Annotated in this window: 19 protein-coding genes; 10 read left to right on the top strand and 9 right to left on the bottom strand. The window is 68.7% G+C overall.

What is annotated here, in order from left to right:
• Window positions 1-128 precede the first annotated feature (128 nt).
• Window positions 129-1127 (bottom strand): bifunctional riboflavin kinase/FAD synthetase, encoded by a 999-nt coding sequence (locus RTA_RS16245; RefSeq protein ID WP_013902520.1) that lies wholly within the window; start codon window positions 1125-1127, stop codon window positions 129-131.
• Between the two features lie 130 nt (window positions 1128-1257).
• Between RTA_RS16245 and RTA_RS16240 the strand changes: the two genes are divergently transcribed.
• Complete coding sequence (locus RTA_RS16240) at window positions 1258-1815, top strand: HNH endonuclease (protein ID WP_013902519.1); 558 nt, start codon at window positions 1258-1260, stop codon at window positions 1813-1815.
• 20 nt (window positions 1816-1835) lie between these two features.
• Here the strand turns inward: RTA_RS16240 and RTA_RS16235 are convergent, their stop codons facing one another.
• Genes RTA_RS16235 through RTA_RS16225 form a run of 3 tightly spaced genes read right to left on the bottom strand, consistent with a single transcriptional unit; the run spans window position 1836 to window position 5520 of the window.
• A complete protein-coding gene (locus RTA_RS16235) occupies window positions 1836-3209 on the bottom strand; it encodes an alpha/beta fold hydrolase (protein WP_013902518.1) in 1374 nt (457 codons plus the stop codon).
• Window position 3210: 1 nt separating this feature from the next.
• The gene (locus tag RTA_RS16230; protein WP_013902517.1) at window positions 3211-4326 is read right to left on the bottom strand and encodes an acyl-CoA dehydrogenase family protein; all 1116 of its coding nucleotides are present in this window, start codon (window positions 4324-4326) and stop codon (window positions 3211-3213) included.
• 12 nt (window positions 4327-4338) lie between these two features.
• Window positions 4339-5520 carry an acyl-CoA dehydrogenase family protein gene (locus RTA_RS16225; RefSeq protein WP_013902516.1) on the bottom strand — a complete coding sequence of 394 codons (1182 nt, stop codon included), beginning with the start codon at window positions 5518-5520 and terminating at the stop codon, window positions 4339-4341.
• Between the two features lie 94 nt (window positions 5521-5614).
• Between RTA_RS16225 and purN the strand changes: the two genes are divergently transcribed.
• The 3 genes from purN to RTA_RS16210 all read left to right on the top strand — a co-directional run bounded on the left by purN (window position 5615) and on the right by RTA_RS16210 (window position 8802).
• A complete protein-coding gene (gene purN, locus RTA_RS16220) occupies window positions 5615-6205 on the top strand; it encodes a phosphoribosylglycinamide formyltransferase (protein ID WP_013902515.1) in 591 nt (196 codons plus the stop codon).
• 11 nt (window positions 6206-6216) lie between these two features.
• Window positions 6217-7482 carry an RsmB/NOP family class I SAM-dependent RNA methyltransferase gene (locus RTA_RS16215; protein WP_013902514.1) on the top strand — a complete coding sequence of 422 codons (1266 nt, stop codon included), beginning with the start codon at window positions 6217-6219 and terminating at the stop codon, window positions 7480-7482.
• A gap of 105 nt (window positions 7483-7587) precedes the next feature.
• Window positions 7588-8802, top strand: coding sequence for a DesA family fatty acid desaturase (locus RTA_RS16210; protein ID WP_013902513.1), 1215 nt, complete (start codon window positions 7588-7590; stop codon window positions 8800-8802).
• 63 nt (window positions 8803-8865) lie between these two features.
• On the opposite strand, the gene RTA_RS16205 is transcribed toward RTA_RS16210, so the two are convergent.
• The 4 genes from RTA_RS16205 to trxB all read right to left on the bottom strand — a co-directional run bounded on the left by RTA_RS16205 (window position 8866) and on the right by trxB (window position 10998).
• Window positions 8866-9309 (bottom strand): DUF3597 domain-containing protein, encoded by a 444-nt coding sequence (locus RTA_RS16205; RefSeq protein WP_013902512.1) that lies wholly within the window; start codon window positions 9307-9309, stop codon window positions 8866-8868.
• Between the two features lie 166 nt (window positions 9310-9475).
• Window positions 9476-9646: a 50S ribosomal protein L33 gene (gene rpmG, locus RTA_RS16200; RefSeq protein WP_013902511.1), complete on the bottom strand. Its 171-nt coding sequence runs from the start codon at window positions 9644-9646 to the stop codon at window positions 9476-9478.
• A 13-nt stretch (window positions 9647-9659) separates the two neighbouring features.
• Entirely contained in the window at window positions 9660-9893 is a 234-nt protein-coding gene (rpmB, locus tag RTA_RS16195; protein WP_013902510.1) for a 50S ribosomal protein L28, read from the bottom strand.
• Between the two features lie 154 nt (window positions 9894-10047).
• A complete protein-coding gene (trxB, locus tag RTA_RS16190) occupies window positions 10048-10998 on the bottom strand; it encodes a thioredoxin-disulfide reductase (protein WP_041676521.1) in 951 nt (316 codons plus the stop codon).
• Between the two features lie 179 nt (window positions 10999-11177).
• Here trxB and RTA_RS16185 point away from each other — a divergent pair, with 179 nt between their 5' ends.
• From RTA_RS16185 to lolA, 3 genes are all read left to right on the top strand, one after another.
• Window positions 11178-11852 (top strand): Crp/Fnr family transcriptional regulator, encoded by a 675-nt coding sequence (locus RTA_RS16185; protein WP_013902508.1) that lies wholly within the window; start codon window positions 11178-11180, stop codon window positions 11850-11852.
• A gap of 108 nt (window positions 11853-11960) precedes the next feature.
• Window positions 11961-14297, top strand: coding sequence for a DNA translocase FtsK (locus RTA_RS16180; protein WP_013902507.1), 2337 nt, complete (start codon window positions 11961-11963; stop codon window positions 14295-14297).
• A gap of 69 nt (window positions 14298-14366) precedes the next feature.
• The gene (gene lolA / locus RTA_RS16175; RefSeq protein WP_013902506.1) at window positions 14367-14999 is read left to right on the top strand and encodes an outer membrane lipoprotein periplasmic chaperone LolA; all 633 of its coding nucleotides are present in this window, start codon (window positions 14367-14369) and stop codon (window positions 14997-14999) included.
• Between the two features lie 6 nt (window positions 15000-15005).
• On the opposite strand, the gene RTA_RS16170 is transcribed toward lolA, so the two are convergent.
• Window positions 15006-15404, bottom strand: coding sequence for a hypothetical protein (locus RTA_RS16170; RefSeq protein WP_013902505.1), 399 nt, complete (start codon window positions 15402-15404; stop codon window positions 15006-15008).
• 35 nt (window positions 15405-15439) lie between these two features.
• Between RTA_RS16170 and RTA_RS16165 the strand changes: the two genes are divergently transcribed.
• From RTA_RS16165 to RTA_RS16155, 3 genes are all read left to right on the top strand, one after another.
• Window positions 15440-16762 (top strand): replication-associated recombination protein A, encoded by a 1323-nt coding sequence (locus tag RTA_RS16165; RefSeq protein WP_013902504.1) that lies wholly within the window; start codon window positions 15440-15442, stop codon window positions 16760-16762.
• 173 nt (window positions 16763-16935) lie between these two features.
• The gene (locus RTA_RS16160; protein WP_013902503.1) at window positions 16936-17865 is read left to right on the top strand and encodes a branched-chain amino acid ABC transporter permease; all 930 of its coding nucleotides are present in this window, start codon (window positions 16936-16938) and stop codon (window positions 17863-17865) included.
• Window positions 17866-17875: 10 nt separating this feature from the next.
• Window positions 17876-18973, top strand: a complete 1098-nt coding sequence (locus RTA_RS16155; protein WP_013902502.1) for a branched-chain amino acid ABC transporter permease — start codon at window positions 17876-17878, stop codon at window positions 18971-18973.
• Window positions 18974-18977: the final 4 nt, after the last annotated feature.

The following is an 18977-nucleotide window of genomic DNA, read 5'->3' as shown; positions in this document are numbered from 1 at the left end:
GCAAAGCTTTCTCGGGGCTTCGACAAGCTCAGCCCGAACGGTGCGCAAGCAGGGATCGGGTGCGGCGCTGGTCGGGAGGCCGTTCGCCCTGAGCCTGTCGAAGGCGGCGAACGGACGGTTCCCGGCAGCTAAATTCGGTCGCGCGTGGTCTGGCGGCGGGTGGACGCGAAGAACGCCCGGGCGTCGTCGCAGTCGCGCGCGATGCCGGCCGTGAGCGCGTCGAGCGACGGGTATTTCAGCTCGTCGTGCAGTTTGTGCAACAGGTCCACACGGATGATTTTACCGTAGGCCCCCTCGGCACCCAGGTGGGCGGGCCATTGCAGGCAGTGCGTCTCCAGCAGCACGCGCCCGCCGTTGACGTCGTTCGGATCGAGCGAGGGCCGGATGCCCAGGTTGGCCACGCCGGGCAGGGGCGGGTCGCCCAGGCCGTGCACCTCCACCACGAAGATGCCGCTGGCCGCGGGCTTCCAGTGGGAAAAGCGCAAGTTCAGGGTCTTGAAGCCCAGTTCCCGGCCGAGCTTGCGGCCGTGCACCACGTGGCCGCTGATGCTGTAGGGACGGCCCAGCAGGGCCGCCGTGGCCTCCATGTCGCCGCGCGCCAGCGCCTCGCGCACCGCCGAGCTGGACACGCGCAGGCCGTGGACTTCATAGCTGTTCATGCGGGCCACGTCGAAGCCCCGGTGCTGGCCGGCGGCGTCCAGCATGGCGTAGTCGCCCGCGCGGCGCGCGCCGAAGCGGAAGTCGTCGCCCACCAGCACGTACCGGGCGCCCAGGCCTCGTACCAGGACTTGGTCGATGAAGGCCTCGGGAACCTGGCTGGACAGACGCGAGTCGAACGGCAGGACCACGCACTGGTCGACGCCGCAGGCGGCCAGCTCGGTGAGCTTGTCGCGCAGGGTGGCGATGCGGGCGGGCGCGAGTTCCGGCCTGCGCTGGACCCGGGCGAAATAGTCCCGCGGGTGCGGCTCGAAGGTCAGGACGCAGCTGGGCACGCCGCGATGCCGCGCCTCGCTGTTCAGCAGGGCCAGCATGGCCTGGTGGCCGCGGTGCACGCCGTCGAAGTTGCCGATGGTGAGCGCGCAGGCCGGTGCGATGCCGGGATGGTGGAAGCCGCGGAAGATCTGCATCGCGCGTGGGGCCTCAGGTCGATATCTTTTTGATAGCAGCCCAGGCTTGTTGCAAAAGCGCTGCGGGCCGGGTGTGCCGTGGGAAACAGGGTTATATTGTGCTTGCTGTTGCGTTGAAGGAGGCTTTTTCTTGAAAGTCCTGAAGCTGTCGGCCCAGGGACTGCCCCAGTCCTGGATCTCCCTGGAGCAGGCCGTGCTGCACTACGCGGCCGACGAGGTGCGCTGGGAGGTCGGCGCGCGGGTCGCGGTGTTCCGCGGCGGGCACAACGCCGTCACGGGCGGGCAGTCCGTCATCGCGGTCAACAGCATCATCGGCACCAAGGGCGTGCCCAACATCAACCCGTTCGACCTCAAGCCCGGTCTGACCAACGGCAAGCTGTTCGCGCGCGACCGCAACGTCTGCGCCTACTGCGGCGGGCATTTCGACGAGTGCGACCTGACGCGCGAGCACATCATCCCCTTCGCCCAGAACGGCAAGGACCACTGGATGAACGTGGTGACGGCCTGCCGCGCCTGCAACCACCGCAAGAGCAGCCGCACGCCCGAGCAGGCGCGCATGCCCCTGCTGTATGCCCCCTACGTGCCCAGCCTGTGGGAGGACTTCATCCTGCGCAACCGCCGCATCCTGGCGGACCAGATGGAGTTCCTGATGGCGCACCTGCCCAAGTCGTCACGCCTTCACGCGTGACGCTCCGGGCGCCGTCGCGCTCAGTACGTCAGCTCCAGCACCGTCACCCGGTTCTCGGCCGCCGGCCAGACGCGGCCGACCACGCGCTCGCCGTTGAACTCGGCCACCACCGGCCGCGCCGTGGCGCTGGCCGGCTTGATCCTGGAGCTGGCGACGCCGGCCCCCGGCAGCGCGCCGGGCGGCGGGCTGGTGCCGTCGAAGCTCATCTTGTCGCGCGCCGGATCGAAGTAGCCGCGCGGGCGCGTCATGCTCACCAGGGCCGCGGCGTCCTTGTCGGCCTCGGCGATGCGCTCGGGGCGCAGGTGGACCAGGTCACTGCCGCGCGGGAAGCCGCTGCGGTAGAGGTGGGTGGTGGCGTAGCCGGGCGCGCTGACCACGAACTCGTAGGGCTGGCCGGTCTGCGCCGCGAACGGGCCCCAGCGTCCGTCCGCGCCGACGGTGGTGGTGTAGGCCGCGGGACCGCGGCGCTCGCCGGTGTCGGCGTCCACGGCATAGACCTCCAGCCTGGCGCCAGGCAAGGGCAGGTTGTTGCTGAAGTTGCCGGACTTCGGGTCGGTGGAGGACAGGCCCAGGCCCGTCACCTTGCCTGCAAGGCGCGCCGGCGATTCGGTGGCGATGCCGCCGCGCGCCGGTGCCTGGCCGGTGATGAAGCGGTACGTGGCCTCGAAAGCCTGCGGCGAGTAGGAGGTCTCGCGGTGGTCGATGCGCGGGATCACCACATTGGTCGCGCCCTTGAGCTCGGGGCCGGCGTAGCTGACGTTGGTGGGCTTGCCGCGCAGGCCCACCCACTGGCCCTCGGGCTGTGCGAACTTGTCATTGCTGTCGGAGCGCAGGGTCATCCACTTCACCGGGCCGGCGACCTCGTCGCCGGCCGCGTTCTTGGGCGCGTTCAGGCCGGTGAGGAAGGGGCCCACGCCGGAGAATTCGCTGCCTTCGTTGTAGCCCTTGATCGCGTGCACGCCATGGTTGGGCGTGCCGCCCAGGATGGCGTGGCTCACGGTCCGCTCGCCGCCGCCGTTCTGGACGTAGTTGCGGATGGCGTTGCCGCCGCGCGAATTGCCCACCAGCACCACCTGCCTGGCGCCGGTGGCGGCCAGCACCTTGTCCACCTCGGCCTTCAGGAAGGCCATGTGGTCGGCGGTCCCGCTGCGGCCCGGCTGCGGCCTGGCGTCGTCGTCGCGCGCCAGCGGGTAGGGCAGGTCGATGGCATGCAGGCGCTGGCGCGGCCAGCCATTGGACTCGAAGCGCCAGAGCGTGGTCTGCCACAGCGCGGCGCTGTCGCCGTTGCCATGGACGAAGACGACCGGCGGCGCCTCGGCGGGGGAGGGGGAGGTGGCGCAACCCGCCGCAAGCAGCGCGGGAAGCAGTCCCAGGAACAGGCGGCGGGCGATCATGTCAGGCGAATACCCCGGCCGTGTCCTGCATGCGCGCCGACACCTCGCCCAGGTGGTGCAACGTGTCGCCGTAGGTCAGCTCCAGCTGTGTGAGCTTCTTGAAGTAATGGCTGCCGATGTACTCGTCGGTCACCCCGATGCCGCCGTGCAGCTGCACCGAGTTCTGGCCGACGAATCGCATGGCCACGCCCAGCTGGTACTTGGCGCGGGCCAGCGCGCGGCGGCGCTCGTCGGCCGGCGCATTGAGCTTGAGCGAGGCGTAGTAGCTCATGGAGCGGGCCAGCTCCTGCTGCATCTTCATGTCGGCCATGCGATGGCGCAGCGCCTGGAAGCTGGCGATGGGCACGCCGAACTGCTTGCGCGTGTTCATGTACTCGGCGGTGAGCGCCATGGTCTTGTCGATCACGCCGACGCCCTCGGCGCAGGCGGCGGCGATGCCGACGTCCACCGCGTGCTCCAGCGCCGTGAGGCCGTCCTGGGTGACCAGGGTGGCGGGTGCATTGCTGAAGGCCACCTCGGCCGCCCGGCCGCCGTCCATGGTGTTGTAGCCCTGGGCCTTCACGCCCGACGCGGCGCGCTCGACCAGGAACAGGGCGATCCTGCCGCCCGCCGTGGCCGGCACGAGGAAGGCATCGGCGTGGTCGCCGGCCGGCACGATGCTCTTGGTGCCGCTGACGGCCCAGCCGCCACCCTGTTGCGCCGCCTGGGCCGCGCACACGTCCAGGCGCCAGCGCGCCTTGCGCTCCTGATGGGCCAGCACCACCAGGGCCTCGCCCGCGGCGATCTTGGGCAGCCAGGCCGACTTGACGGCGTCGGGCGCGTAGCCGCTGAGCACGCCGCCGGCCACCAGGGCCTGGCCCAGCGGTTCCAGCACGATGCCGCGGCCCAGTTCCTCCATCACCACCATGCCTTCGACCGGGCCCATGCCCATGCCGCCGTGCTCCTCGGGGATGTACAGGCCGGCCAGGCCGAGTTCGGCCAGCTCGCCGTAGGTGGCGCGGTCGAAGCCGCCTGCCTTCACGGCCGCGCGGCGGCGGTCAAAGTCGTAGCTGCGGTCCACCCACTTGCGCACCGCGTCGCGCAGCTGTTCCTGGTCGTCGGAAAAATCGAAATCCATGTTCTTGCTCCTTCAGCCCAGGACCGTTTGGGCGACGATGTTGCGCTGCACCTCGTTGGAGCCGCCGTAGATCGTCGTCTTGCGCAGGTTGAAATAGGTGGCGGCCAGCGGGGCCAGGCCCACGGCGCCGCCCGGGAAGTCGCCCTGCCAGCCGGCTTCCATGGCCTCCAGGATGAACGGCACGCTGAAGGCGCCGCCGGCCAGCATCATCAGCTCGGAATAGCGCTGCTGGATCTCGCTGCCGCGGATCTTCAGCAGGCCGGCGATGTCCAGCGAGTTCTTGCCCGACTTCTCGGCCGACAGGACGCGCAGCACCAGCATCTCCAGCGCCACCACGTTCACTTCCAGCTTGGCGATCTCGTCGCGAAAGCGAATGTCCTCCCACACGCCCTCGGCCTTGGCGATGCGCTTGAGCCGCTCGAGTTCGCGCTTGGCGCGGTTGACGTCGGCGATGTTGGTGCGCTCGTGCGACAGCAGGTGCTTGGCGTAGGTCCAGCCCTTGTTCTCCTCGCCGACCAGGTTCTCGGCCGGCACCTCGACGTTATCGAAGAACACCTCGTTCACCTCGTGGCCGCCGTCCAGCATGACGATGGGCCGCACCTGGATGCCGGGCGACTTCATGTCGATCAGCAGGAAGGAGATGCCGGTCTGCGGCTTGCCCTCGGTGGAGGTGCGCACCAGGCAGAAGATCCACTCGCCGTACTGACCCAGCGTGGTCCAGGTCTTCTGGCCGTTGACGATGTACTTGTCGCCCCTGCGTTCGGCCCGGGTCTTGAGGGAGGCCAGGTCGGAGCCGGCGCCCGGCTCCGAATAGCCCTGGCTCCACCACACCTCGCCGGAGGCGATGCCGGGCAGGAAGCGCTTGTGCTGCTCGGCGTTGCCGAAGGCCATGATCACCGGCGCCACCATCACCGGCCCGAAGGGCACGATGCGCGGCGCGCCGGCCAGGGCGGTCTCCTCCTCGAACAGGTGCTTCTGCACCGCGTTCCAGCCGGGGCCGCCGAACTGCTTGGGCCAGCCGTAGCCCAGCCAGCCCTTCTTGCCCAGGATCTTGGCCCAGCGCTGCATGTCGTCGCGCGTCAGGTGCAGGCTGTTGTGGACCTTGTGCGCGATGTCCTTGGGAAGGTTCTCGCGCACCCAGGCGCGGATGTCCTCGCGGAACTTCTGCTCTTCGGGTGTGAATGCCAAATCCATGGGGCGTGTCTCCAATGCGTCGGCGGATTATCCGCACGGGCGTTCTTTTCCGCGTGTCCAGGTTGTGACATGACGGGGATAATCCCGGCCCAGCATGGCCAGCGACAAGAACATCGTCATCCTCATCTCGGGCACCGGCTCCAACATGGCAGCCATCGTGCGCGCGGCCCAGCAGGAGGACTGGCGGCAGCGGTTCGGCGCGCGGGTCGCGGCCGTGGTCAGCAACAAGGCCGATGCGAAGGGCCTGGCCTTCGCGCGCGAGCAGGGCATCGCGGCCGCGGTGGTGGACCACCAGCGCTTCGAATCCCGGGAGCTGTTCGACGCCGAGCTGGCCCGGGTGATCGATGCGCACCGGCCGGCCCTGGTGGTGCTGGCCGGGTTCATGCGCATCCTGACGCCGGGCTTCGTGGCGCGCTACGCGGGCCGGCTGCTCAACATCCATCCCTCGCTGCTGCCGGCCTTCCCGGGCCTGCACACGCACCGGCGCGCGCTGGAGGCCGGCTGCCGCTTCGCCGGGACCACGGTGCACCAGGTCACGGCGGAGCTGGACCATGGGCCCATCCTGGACCAGGCGGTGGTGCCGGTCCTGCCCGGCGACACGGCCGAGACGCTGGCGGCCCGGGTGCTCACCCAGGAGCACCTGCTCTACCCGCGGGCCATCGCCCGCCTGCTGCCCCGCCTGTAGGTATCTTCTTCATGCACCCCAAAGCCCTGCTGGACGCCTGCGCCGACCTGGTCCGGCTGGTCCTGAAATTCGACCACCCCGCCGACGCCGTGGTCTCGCGCTACTTCCGCGACCACCGTTCGCTCGGGCCGCGCGAGCGCGCCACCCTGGCCGAGACGGCCTACGCGGTGCTGCGCAGGAAGCTGCTGTTCGACCATCTCGCGCCCTCGGGCAGCGGCCCCAAGGAGCGCCGCCTGGCCATCCTGGGCTTTGCCGGCCCGCGCGACTTCCTCAAGAGCGCGCTGTCGGACCCGGAGAAGCGCTGGCTCGACCAATGCGATGCGGTACGCACCGAAGACCTGCTGGAGCGGCACCGCCACAACCTGCCCGAGTGGCTGGTGCAGCCGCTCAAGCAGCAGCTGGGCGACGAGTTCTGGGCGCTGGTGGACGCGCTCCACCGGCCGGCGCCGCTGGACCTGCGCGTGAACACGCTCAGCGCCAAGCGCGACGAGGTGCGCCAGGAGCTGCGGCAGGCCGGCATCGCGGCCGAGCCCACGCCGTATTCGCCCTGGGGCCTGCGCCTGGCCGACAAGCCGGCGCTGACCCGGCTGGATGCCTTCAGCCGCGGCGCGATCGAGGTGCAGGACGAGGGTTCCCAGCTGCTGGCGCTGCTGCTGGAGGCCAGGCGCGGCGAGATGGTGGTGGACTTCTGCGCCGGCGCCGGCGGCAAGACCCTGGCGCTGGGCGCGGCCATGCGCAGCACCGGCCGCCTGTACGCCTTCGACACCTCGGCGCACCGGCTGGACGCGCTCAAGCCGCGGCTGGCCCGCAGCGGGCTGTCCAACGTGCACCCGGCGGCCATCGCGCACGAGCGCGACGAGCGCATCAAGCGGCTGGCCGGCAAGATCGACCGGGTCATCGTGGATGCGCCGTGCTCCGGCCTGGGCACGCTGCGCCGCAACCCCGACCTGAAATGGCGCCAGTCGCCCCAGGCGGTGCAGGAGATGACCGTGAAACAGGCCGCCATCCTGCGCAGCGCGGCGCGCCTGCTCAAGCCGGGCGGGCGGCTGGTCTATGCCACCTGCAGCCTGCTGCCGGACGAGAACGAGGCCATCGCCCAGGCCTTCACGGCCGAGGATGCCGGCTTCTCGCCCCTGGCCGCAGCGCAGGTGCTGGCGGGGCTGAAGGTGCCGCAGGCCGACAGCCTCTGCAGCGGCAAAGCCGGGGAATTCCTCAGACTGTGGCCCCACCGCCATGGCACGGACGGCTTTTTCGCGGCGATCTGGACCAGAAAGTAGTCATCCGTTGCAAAGTGGCGGCTGACCTTGACATTTAACGCCCCTGGTCAGAACCCCCACCCGTAAAATCAGTCATACCCTTCTTTGGAAAGAGAATCCATTTTGATGCTGCTTCCTGACTGGGCCGTGCTGAACGCTGCGATCGAGTGGTTGGGCCACGGCCTGTGGGATCTGTCCTGGTGGCAGATCGTGCTGTACACGCTGGTGACCACCCACATCACCATCGCCAGCGTGACCATCTTCCTGCACCGCACCCAGGCCCACCGGGCCATGGACCTGCACGCCATCCCCTCGCACTTCTTCCGCTTCTGGCTGTGGATAGGCACCGGCATGGTGACCAAGGAATGGGTCGCCATCCACCGCAAGCACCACGCCAAGTGCGAGACGGAGGAAGACCCCCACAGCCCGCAGACGCGCGGCATCGACACCGTGTTCTGGCAGGGTGCCGAGCTGTACAAGGCCGAAGCCAAGAACAAGGAGACCATGGTCAAGTTCGGCCACGGCACGCCCGACGACTGGCTGGAGCGCAACCTGTATTCGCGCTTCACCTGGCAGGGCGTGGGCCTGATGCTGATCCTGGACCTGGCGCTGTTCGGCGCCCTGGGCCTGGCGGTGTGGGCGGTGCAGATGCTCTGGATCCCGGTGTCGGCCGCCGGCGTGATCAACGGCATCGGCCACTACTGGGGCTACCGCAACTTCGAGGCGCCGGACGCCAGCACCAACATCTCGCCGTGGGGGATCATCATCGGCGGCGAGGAGTTGCACAACAACCACCACACCTATCCCACGTCGGCCAAGTTCTCGGTCAAGAAGTACGAGTTCGACATCGGCTGGGTCTACATCAGCCTGATGAGCAGGATCGGCCTGGCCAAGGTCAAGAAGGTGCCGCCCAAGCTGCGCCTGGGCGCCATCAAGCCGGTGGCCGACGAGAAGACGCTGGAGGCGGTGATCGCCAACCGCTACGAGGTGATGGCCCGCTACGGCCGCGAGATGCGCGGGGCCTGCAAGGCGGAGATCGTCCTGCTCAAGGAAAAGGGCCACGACCTGTCGGTGCTCAAGGCCGCCAAGCGCTGGCTGCACCGCGACGACGACCGGGTGCCGGCCGCCGCCCGCCCGCACCTGGCGCAGGCACGCGCCGCCCACCCGGTGCTGGACACCATGGCCACCATGCGCGAGGAACTGCGCCAGATGTGGATGAACACCTCCCGCTCGCGCGAGCAGCTGGCCGCCGAGCTGCAGGCCTGGTGCCGCCGGGCCGAGGAAAGCGGCATCGCCCAGCTGCAGCAGTTCTCCATGCGGCTGCGCGCCGCACACGCGTAACGGCCCTGACGGCCGCAGATGAAAAAAAGCCCCGCGATGCGGGGCTTTTTTCTGGGTGCCGCCTCAATCCATGAGGTCGGCCGGCACCTTGCCGCCGTTCTCCGCCAGGCGGCGCATCACCTGCTTGTGCAGCCAGATGTTCATGGCCGCACTGTCGCCCTTGTCACCGGTATAGCCCAGCTCGTCGGCGAGTTCCCGGCGTTCCTGCAGCGTGCTGTCCATGCCGACCAGCTTCATCAGATCAACGATGGAATTGCGCCAATTGAGCTTTTGCGGGTTCTTCGCGGCCAAGCCTTCCAGCACCTGCTCGATGTCCACCCGCTCGATGGTGGCGGTGGCCGGGCCCGCACCGGCGGCGGCCGCGTTCGTGGCGGGCTGCTGCTGCGGCGGCACGACGGCCGGATTGGGCTGCGAGGCTGCCGCCGCAGGCGTGGGGGAGGCCGCCGGCGCTTGTGCGGCATTGGCTTTGGGGAAGATGCGGCCGAAGATCTTTCCGAGGATGCTCATGGTGTCTGTTCTCCAGGGCAAGGCAGGATTGCCGCAGCGATGATGGACACGCACCAGGCCTCCGGCTTGTGGGACGGTGGCGCTTTCGCCGGCTGCGGCCCATGAAAAAAGCCCCGCACGGCGGGGCTTTTTTCATGGCACCTCCCGCGCTTGCGGGAGGCCGGGATCACTTGAGCTTGGTTTCCTTGTACTCGACGTGCTTGCGAGCCTTGGGGTCGAACTTCATGATCGAGATCTTCTCGGGCATGGTCTTCTTGTTCTTGCTCGTGGTGTAGAAATGGCCGGTGCCCGCGGTGGACTCCAGCTTGATCTTTTCGCGTCCGCCTTTGCTTGCCATGGTGACTTGCTCCTTAGGCCTGGCCGCGGGCCCGCAGGTCCGCCAGCACGCTGTCGATGCCGTTCTTGTCGATCAAGCGCAGCGCGGCGCTGGAGACGCGCAGGCGCACCCAGCGGTTCTCGCTCTCGACCCAGAAACGGCGGTATTGCAGGTTCGGCATGAACCGGCGCTTGGTTTTGTTGTTGGCGTGGGAAACGTTGTTCCCGACCATCGGGCCCTTGCCCGTGACGTCGCACACGCGTGCCATGAAGCACTCCAAAGTCAAAAAACGGCGGTCGTTGTCACGAGCGCCTCACCTCGCCAAGTAGGGTGGCGGTAACCCATCCGCTGCCAGCGCCTTCCCAGGCCTAAATGCAGCAAAGCCCGCGATTATAGCGAGATGCCGGTAAGGCGCCTGCCAGCTACTCCTGCTGCTCAAGAAACCGCTGCGCGTCCAGCGCGGCCATGCAGCCGGTGCCGGCGCTGGTGATGGCCTGGCGGTACACATGGTCCTGCACGTCGCCGGCAGCGAACACGCCGGGCACGCTGGTCATGGTGGCGAAGCCGTTCAGCCCCGACTTGGTCAGGATGTAGCCGTCCTTCATCTCCAGCTGGCCCTTGAAGATCTCGGTGTTGGGCGAATGGCCGATGGCGATGAAGCAGCCCTTGAGCTGCAGGTCCTCGGTGGCGCCGGTGTTGGCGTCCTTCAGCCGGATGCCGGTCACGCCCGTCTCGTCGCCCAGCACCTCGTCCAGGGCCTTGAACAGCTTGAGCTCGATCTTGCCCTCGGCCACCTTCTGCATCACCTTGTCCACCAGGATGGGCTCGGCGCGGAACTTGTCGCGGCGGTGCACCAGGTAGACCTTGCTGGCGATGTTGGACAGGTACAGCGCCTCCTCGACGGCCGTGTTGCCGCCGCCGATGACGCAGGTGACCTCGCCCCGGTAGAAGAAGCCGTCGCAGGTGGCGCAGGCGCTCACGCCCTTGCCCATGAAGGCCTGCTCGGACGGCAGGCCCAGGTAGCGGGCCGAGGCGCCGGTGGCCAGGATCAGCGCGTCGCAGGTGTACTCGCCGCTGTCGCCCTTGAGGGTGAAGGGGCGCTTGCCGAAGTCGACCGCGTTGATGTGGTCGAACACGATCTCGGTCTTGAAGCGCTCGGCGTGCTCCAGGAAGCGCTGCATCAGCTCGGGCCCCTGGACGCCGTGCACGTCGGCCGGCCAGTTGTCCACCTCGGTGGTGGTCATGAGCTGGCCGCCCTGGGCGATGCCGGTGATCAGCAAGGGGTGGAGATTGGCGCGGGCCGCGTACACCGCGGCGGTGTAGCCCGCGGGACCGGAGCCGAGGATCAGGACTTTGGCGTGTCTGGTGGTCATGGTGTCGGTAAAAGCCGTGCGGGCGCGTTGCCGCCCGGTGTACATTTCGGGGCCACGCCGGCAAGTATCAATTGCGCAACGCAGTGCGGGAGCTTGTCTCTTTCAATGGAAGCGATTGTAAGAACCGATGACGTGTGCCGCCGGCCCGTCACGGGCCGGCCCTGCACGGGAGGGATGTAATGTCGATGCTGTCCAACCTGGAGCTGATCCGCCGCGTGCCGCTGTTCGCGCTGCTGACGTCGGCCCAGGCGGAGTCGGTGGCCGACGCGGTCGCCAAGCGCCGCTTCAAGCGCGGCGAGGTGATCGTGGAGCAGGGGGAGAAGTCCAACACCCTGTTCATCATCCTGACCGGGCGCGTGCGCGTGGTCACCTCCGACAAGCGCGGCCGCGAGGTCATCCTGGCCACGCTGCAGCCCGGCGACTACATCGGCGAGATGAGCCTGATCGACAACGAAGCCCACTCCGCCACCGTGCGCGCCGAGGTTCAGACCGACATGCTGGCCCTGGGCCGCGCCGAGTTCGCGCGCTGCCTGCCCGAGAACAGCTCCATGGCCTATGCCGTCATGCGCGGGCTGGTGCAGCGCCTGCGCCAGGCCGACCGCAAGATCGAATCGCTGGCCCTGATGGACGTGTACGGCCGGGTCGCCCGGGCCCTGCTGGAATTCGCCGCGCCGGACCGCGAAGGCAACATGACGATCCGCGAGCGCATCTCGCGCCAGGACATCGCCAAGATGGTGGGGGCCTCGCGCGAGATGGTCAGCCGGGTGATGAAGGACCTGGAGGACCGCGGCTTCATCGAGACGCGCGCCGACGGCTCCATGCTGATCAAGGACCGGCTCAACACGCTGGGCTGATCCACCGCGCAGCGTGTCGCCGCGGCACCACGGGAAACCAGCCGCCTGCGCATGCCCCGCAGCGGCGGTGTCGAAGACCCTCCCCGCAGCGCTAAGCTTGAGCTTCGCATGACCTATTCCCTCCACACTCTCGCCCCTCCTCCTGGCCAGCGCCGCGCCACGCCGCGCGCAGGTGCGGCGCGCTTCGCCCATGAATTCGTGCTGGTGCTGGGGCTGGCAGCCCTGACTTTCTGGCTGCTCTCCCTGCTCAGCTACTCGCCGCAGGATCCCGCGTTCTCCACGTCCGGTTCCGGGGCGCCGGTGGCGAACTGGGGCGGCCGGCTGGGCGCCTGGCTGGCCGACGGCAGCTACTTCCTGCTCGGTTTCTCGGTCTGGTGGGGCTTCGCCGCCGCGGTACGCGCCTGGCTGGCCACGCTGGCACGCTGGATGCGCGGCGGCACCGGCGAGCCCATGGACCGGCCCCGTTTCTCGCTCACCCGCCTGGCGTTCTGGCTGGCGCTGGCCGTGCTGCTGTGCGCCAGCACCGGGCTGGAGTGGTCGCGCCTGTACCGCTTCGAAGCCCGCCTGCCGGACCATGCCGGCGGGGCGCTGGGCTATCTGACCGGGCCGCTGGGCGTGCAGTGGCTGGGATTCACCGGCTCCGGCCTGGTGTTCGTCGCGCTGGTGGTGGTCGCCGCCTCGGTGGTGTTCCGTTTCTCCTGGGGCCAGCTGGCCGAGCGCATCGGCGCGCGCGTGGACGAGTTCGTCGCCGCGCGCCGTGAGAAGCGCGAGATCGCGCAGGACCTGGCCCTGGGCCAGCGCGCGGCCCGCGAGCGCGAGGAGACCGTGCAGGTCGAGCGCGTGGAGATCGAGGAGCACCATCCCACGCCGGTGCTGATCGAGCCGGTGGTGGCGGAGGTGCCCAAGAGCGAGCGGGTGGTCAAGGAGCGCCAGAAGCCGCTGTTCACCGAGATGCCCGACAGCAAGCTGCCCCAAGTCGACCTGCTGGACAGCGCCCAGGCGCGGCAGGAGACGGTGTCGGCCGAGACGCTGGAGATGACCAGCCGGCTGATCGAGAAAAAGCTCAAGGATTTCGGCGTCGAGGTGCGCGTGGTGCTGGCCCAGCCCGGCCCGGTGATCACGCGCTACGAGATCGAGCCGGCCACCGGCGTCAAGGGCTCGCAGATCGTCAACCTGGCCAAGGACCTGGCGCGCTCGCTGTCGCTGGTGTCCATCCGCGTCATCGAGACCATCCCGGGCAAGAACTACATGGCGCTGGAGCTGCCCAACGCCAAGCGCCAGTCCATCAAGCTCAGCGAGATCCTGGGCTCGCAGGTCTACAACGAAGCCCGGTCCATGCTGACCATGGGCCTGGGCAAGGACATCGTCGGCAACCCGGTCGTGGCCGACCTGGCCAGGATGCCGCACGTGCTGGTGGCCGGCACCACCGGCTCGGGCAAGTCGGTGGGCATCAACGCCATGATCCTCAGCCTGTTGTACAAGGCCGAGGCCCGGGACGTGCGCCTGCTGATGATAGACCCCAAGATGCTGGAAATGTCGGTCTACGAGGGCATCCCGCACCTGCTGGCGCCGGTGGTCACCGACATGCGCCAGGCGGCGCACGGCCTGAACTGGTGCGTGGCCGAGATGGAGCGCCGCTACAAGCTGATGAGCAAGCTGGGCGTGCGCAACCTGGCGGGCTACAACGTCAAGATCGACGAGGCCAAGGGCAGGGGCGAGTTCATCTACAACCCGTTCAGCCTCACGCCCGAACAGCCGGAGCCATTGGAGCGGCTGCCGCACATCGTGGTGGTGATCGACGAACTGGCCGACCTGATGATGGTGGTGGGCAAGAAGATCGAGGAGCTGATCGCGCGCCTGGCGCAGAAGGCGCGCGCCGCCGGCATCCACCTGATCCTGGCCACGCAGCGGCCCTCGGTGGACGTGATCACCGGCCTGATCAAGGCCAACATCCCGACCCGCATCGCGTTCCAGGTCTCCAGCAAGATCGACAGCCGCACCATCCTGGACCAGATGGGCGCCGAAGCCCTGCTGGGCATGGGCGACATGCTGTACATGGCCTCGGGCACCGGCCTGCCGGTGCGGGTGCACGGCGCCTTCGTCAGCGACGAGGAGGTGCACCGCGTGGTGGCCTACCTGAAGGAGCAGGGCGGCGAGCCGAACTACATCGAGGGCGTGCTGGAAGGCGGCACGGTGGACGAGGACGGCGCCGGCGGCGACCTGCCGGGCGGCGGTGGCGGCGGCGAGAAGGACCCGATGTACGACCAGGCGGTGGAGATCGTGCTGAAGAACCGCAAGGCCAGCATCTCGCTGGTGCAGCGCCACCTGAAGATCGGCTACAACCGCGCGGCCCGCCTGGTGGAGGACATGGAGAACGCCGGCCTGGTCAGCGCGATGAACGGCCAGGGCCAGCGCGAGATCCTGGTGCCCAGCCGCGCCGAGTAGCCCGCCTACATCCGGTTGCGAACTTCGCGCCGCCGGACGAACCCAACCGCAAGCATCATCGCCACCGCCATGAAAACCTGGATCGCTTCCGTTTCGACAGCGCTGTGCGCCCTCTCCGCGCAGGCCGCAGGGCTGGAAAGCCTGGAGAACTTCGTCCGCTCGGCGCACAGCGGCAGTGCCGACTTTACCCAGGTGGTGACCGCGCCGGCGCGCGAAGGCCAGCAGGCGCGCAGCAAGACCTCCAGCGGCACCTTCGAGTTCCAGCGGCCCAACCGCTTCCGCTTCCACTACCAGAAGCCGTTCGAGCAGGTCATCGTGGCCGACGGCCAGACGCTGTGGCTGCACGACCTGGACCTGAACCAGGTGACGGCGCGCAGCCAGTCCCAGGTGCTGGGCGCCACGCCGGCCGCCCTGGTGGCCGCCGCGCCCGACCTGGCCGCATTGCGCAAGGACTTCGAGCTGCAGGAGGCGCCGCAGCGCGACGGCCTGCAGTGGGTGCAGGCCACGCCCCGCGCACGCGACGGCCAGCTGCGCAGCGTGCTGGTGGGCTTTCGCGGCAAGGAACTGGCGGCGCTGGAGATCCTGGACAGCTTCGGCCAGCGTTCGGTCATGACCTTCACCGGCATGCAGCCCAACGTGCCCCTGCCGGCGGGCACCTTCCAGTTCAAGCCGCCGGCAGGCGCGGACGTGCTGCGCCAGTAGCCGGCCTCAAGACGGCCGGCCCTGGTCGGCCGGCTCGATCTCGCGTGCGATCCGGCCCAGCGCCTTGCGCTCGATGAACTCGTCCATGCGCGAGATCAGGCGCCACCATTCCGAGCCGTCCTCGCGGTAGACCCGCATGGCACCGGCGCGCACCAGGATCTTGCGCAGCTCGTCGTCCTCGAAGCCGCCCAGGTGCCGGCGCAGCGTCTCGAACGAGCGATCGGTGAAGCCCTTGTGGCTGAGGAACAGGCGGGCGGTCTCCTCGGCCATGAACTCGGTCTTGTGCAGCTCGCGCTGCATGCGCAACTGGTGCTGGAACTGCTGACGGTTGAGCAGCCAGCTGATGGCGCCGCCCACCAGGGCGCCGAGCAGGGCGGAGACGGTGGACCACAGTGCCGCGTTCATGCTGGGGCGGACTATAAACTCCAGCCTCCCCGCCCATGGCCGCCGCCAAGACCCCGACCCCACCGTCCCAGCCGCTGGCCGAGCGCCTGCGCCCGCGAAGCCTGGGCGAGGTGATCGGCCAGCAGCACCTGCTGGGCGAGGGCATGCCGCTGCGCATCGCCTTCGAGTCCGGACAGCCGCACAGCTGCATCCTGTGGGGCCCGCCCGGCGTGGGCAAGACCACCATCGCGCGGCTGATGGCCGACGCCTTCGACGCGCAGTTCATCACCATCAGCGCGGTGCTGGGCGGCGTCAAGGACATCCGCGAGGCGGTGGAGGCCGCGCAGCGCGCCCGGGGCGGCCTGGAGCAGCGCAGCACCATCGTCTTCGTCGACGAGGTGCACCGCTTCAACAAGAGCCAGCAGGACGCCTTCCTGCCGCACGTGGAGTCGGGCCTGTTCACCTTCATCGGCGCCACCACCGAGAACCCCTCGTTCGAGGTCAACTCGGCGCTGCTGTCGCGCGCCGCGGTCTACGTGCTGCAGCCGCTGACCGAGGACGACCTGGCGAAGCTGGTGGCCAAGGCGCAGGCGATAGGCGCCGTCCCGGCGCTGGAGGACACGGCGCAGGGCCGCCTGATCGCCTATGCCGACGGCGACGCCCGCCGGCTGCTCAACACGCTGGAGACGCTGGCCGTCGCCGCGACCCAGGAAGGGCGCGCGCAGATCACCGACGACTGGCTGCTCAAGGTGCTGGGCGAGCGCATGCGGCGCTACGACAAGGGCGGCGAGCAGTTCTACGACACCATCAGCGCCCTGCACAAGAGCGTGCGCGGCTCGGACCCGGACGCCTCGCTGTACTGGTTCGTGCGCATGCTCGACGGCGGGGCCGACCCGCGCTACATGGCGCGCCGCCTGGTGCGCATGGCCAGCGAGGACATCGGCCTGGCGGACCCGCGCGCGCTGCGCCTGGCGCTGGACGCCGCCGAGACCTACGAGCGCCTGGGCTCGCCCGAGGGCGAATTGGCGCTGGCCGAATGCGTGGTCTACCTTGCCGTGGCGCCCAAGTCCAACGCGATCTACGCCGCCTTCAACGAGGCCAAGGCGCTGGTCAGGAAGGACGGCACGCGGCCGGTGCCCCTGCACCTTCGCAACGCGCCGACCCAGCTCATGAAGCAGCTCGAATACGGCAAGGGCTACCGCTATGCGCACGACGAGGCCGGCGGCTTCGCGGCGGGCGAGAGCTACTTTCCCGAAGGCCTGCAGCCGCCGCGCTTCTACCGTCCGGTGGACCGCGGCCTGGAGATCCGCATCGGCGAGAAGCTGCGCGAGCTGCGCCGGCTGAACGGCCAGGACCCGGACGCGGATCAGCAGGCCTGATCGGCCCGCCGCTGCAGGCGCCGGCAGGGTAAACCCCGGCGCGCACCGATTCTTACCGCTGTGCCGCATCGCTACAATCGCGCTCCGTAAACCCGCTCAAGGACTTGGCGGGTTTTTTGCTAGATGGCTGGCCGGCCCACAAGGCGCCACCCATCACCAACGGGGAACTGTCTATGGAAATCCTGCTGCAGCAGATCATCAATGGTCTGGTCCTCGGCAGCATGTATGCCCTGGTGGCCCTGGGCTACACCATGGTCTACGGCATCATCAACCTGATCAACTTCGCCCACGGCGAGGTGCTGATGGTGGGGGCCCTGACCAGCTGGGCCATCATCGTGACCATGCAGGAGTCCATGCCCGGCACGCCCGGCTGGATCATCCTGATCCTGGCGATGCTGATCTCCTGCGTGGTGGCCGCGGTCCTGAATTTCGCCATCGAGAAGATCGCCTACCGCCCCCTGCGCAACAGCCCCAAGCTGGCGCCCCTGATCACCGCCATCGGCATGTCCATCCTGCTGCAGACGCTGGCGATGATCATCTTCAAGCCGAACTACAAGCCCTATCCCACGCTGCTGCCGGCCGCGCCCATCCAGGTCGGCGGCGCGGTGATCACGCCCACGCAGATCATGATCCTGGGCCTCACGGCGCTGTCGCTGGCGGTGCTGATGTACCTGGTGAACTACACCCGGCTGGGACGCGCCATGCGCGCCACCGCGGAGAACCCGCGGGTGGCGGCCCTCATGGGCGTCAAGCCCGACACCGTGATCTCGGCCACCTTCATCATCGGCGCGGTGCTGGCCACCATCGCCGGCATCATGTACGCGTCCAACTACGGCACGGTGCAGCACACCATGGGCTTCCTGCCGGGGCTCAAGGCGTTCACGGCGGCGGTGTTCGGCGGCATCGGCAACCTGGCCGGCGCGGTGGTGGGCGGCCTGCTGCTCGGGCTGATCGAGTCCATCGGCTCGGGCTACATCGGCGTGGTCACCGGCGGCGTGCTGGGCAGCCACTACTCGGACATCTTCGCCTTCATCGTGCTGATCATCATGCTCACGCTGCGGCCCTCGGGCCTGCTCGGCGAGCGGGTGGCGGACCGCGCCTAAGGGAGGGACCATGGCAGGCAAGCCGAATAAAAAGATCGTGGTCTACGCCGTCTCGGCGGTGGTGCTGCTGGTGCTGCCGCTGCTGCTGCAAGGCATGGGCAATTTCTGGGTGCGCATCGCCGACATGGCGCTGCTATACGTGCTGCTGGCCCTGGGCCTGAACATCGTGGTCGGCTACGCCGGCCTGCTGGACCTGGGCTTCGTCGCCTTCTTCGCCATCGGCGCCTACATGTACGGGCTGATGGCCTCGCCGCACCTGTCCGAGACCTTCGCCTGGTTCGCGAAGATGTTCCCCACCGGGCTGCACACCTCGATCTGGCTGGTGGTCCCGCTGGGCGCCTTCCTGGCCGGCATCCTGGGCATCCTGCTGGGCGCGCCCACGCTCAAGCTGCGCGGCGACTACCTGGCCATCGTCACGCTGGGCTTCGGCGAGATCATCCGCGTGTTCCTGAACAACCTGGACCACCCGGTCAACATCACCAACGGCCCCAAGGGCCTGGGCCAGATCGATTCCATCCGCATCCTGGGGCTGAACCTGGGGCGTCCGCTGGAGATCGGCGGCTTCACGCTGTCGGCGGTCACGCTCTACTACTACCTGTTCCTCATCCTGGTGGTGATCAGCGTGGTGATCTGCCACCGGCTGGAGCTCTCGCGCATCGGCCGCGCCTGGATGGCCATCCGCGAGGACGAGATCGCGGCCAAGGCCATGGGCATCAACACGCGCAACATGAAGCTGCTAGCCTTCGGCATGGGCGCCACCTTCGGCGGCGTCTCGGGCTCCATGTTCGCGGCCTTCCAGGGCTTCGTCTCGCCCGAGTCGTTCAGCCTGATGGAGTCGGTGATGATCGTCGCCATGGTGGTGCTGGGCGGCATCGGCCACCTGCCCGGCGTGATCCTGGGCGCCGTGCTGCTGTCGGCGATGCCGGAGGTGCTGCGCTGGGTGTCGGGCGTGTTCGACCTGCAGCGCCTGACCGAGGGCCGGCTGGACGCCTCCATCCTGCGCCAGCTGCTGATCGCGCTGGCCATGATCATCATCATGCTGCTGCGCCCGCGCGGCCTGTGGCCCACGCGGGAGCACGGCAAGGTGCCGGGCAACGGCGGCAAGTGAGGAG

It is taken from the genome of Ramlibacter tataouinensis TTB310, assembly GCF_000215705.1.
GTDB classification, from domain to species: domain Bacteria; phylum Pseudomonadota; class Gammaproteobacteria; order Burkholderiales; family Burkholderiaceae_C; genus Ramlibacter; species Ramlibacter tataouinensis.
This window is presented reverse-complemented; position numbering and strand designations above follow the sequence as displayed.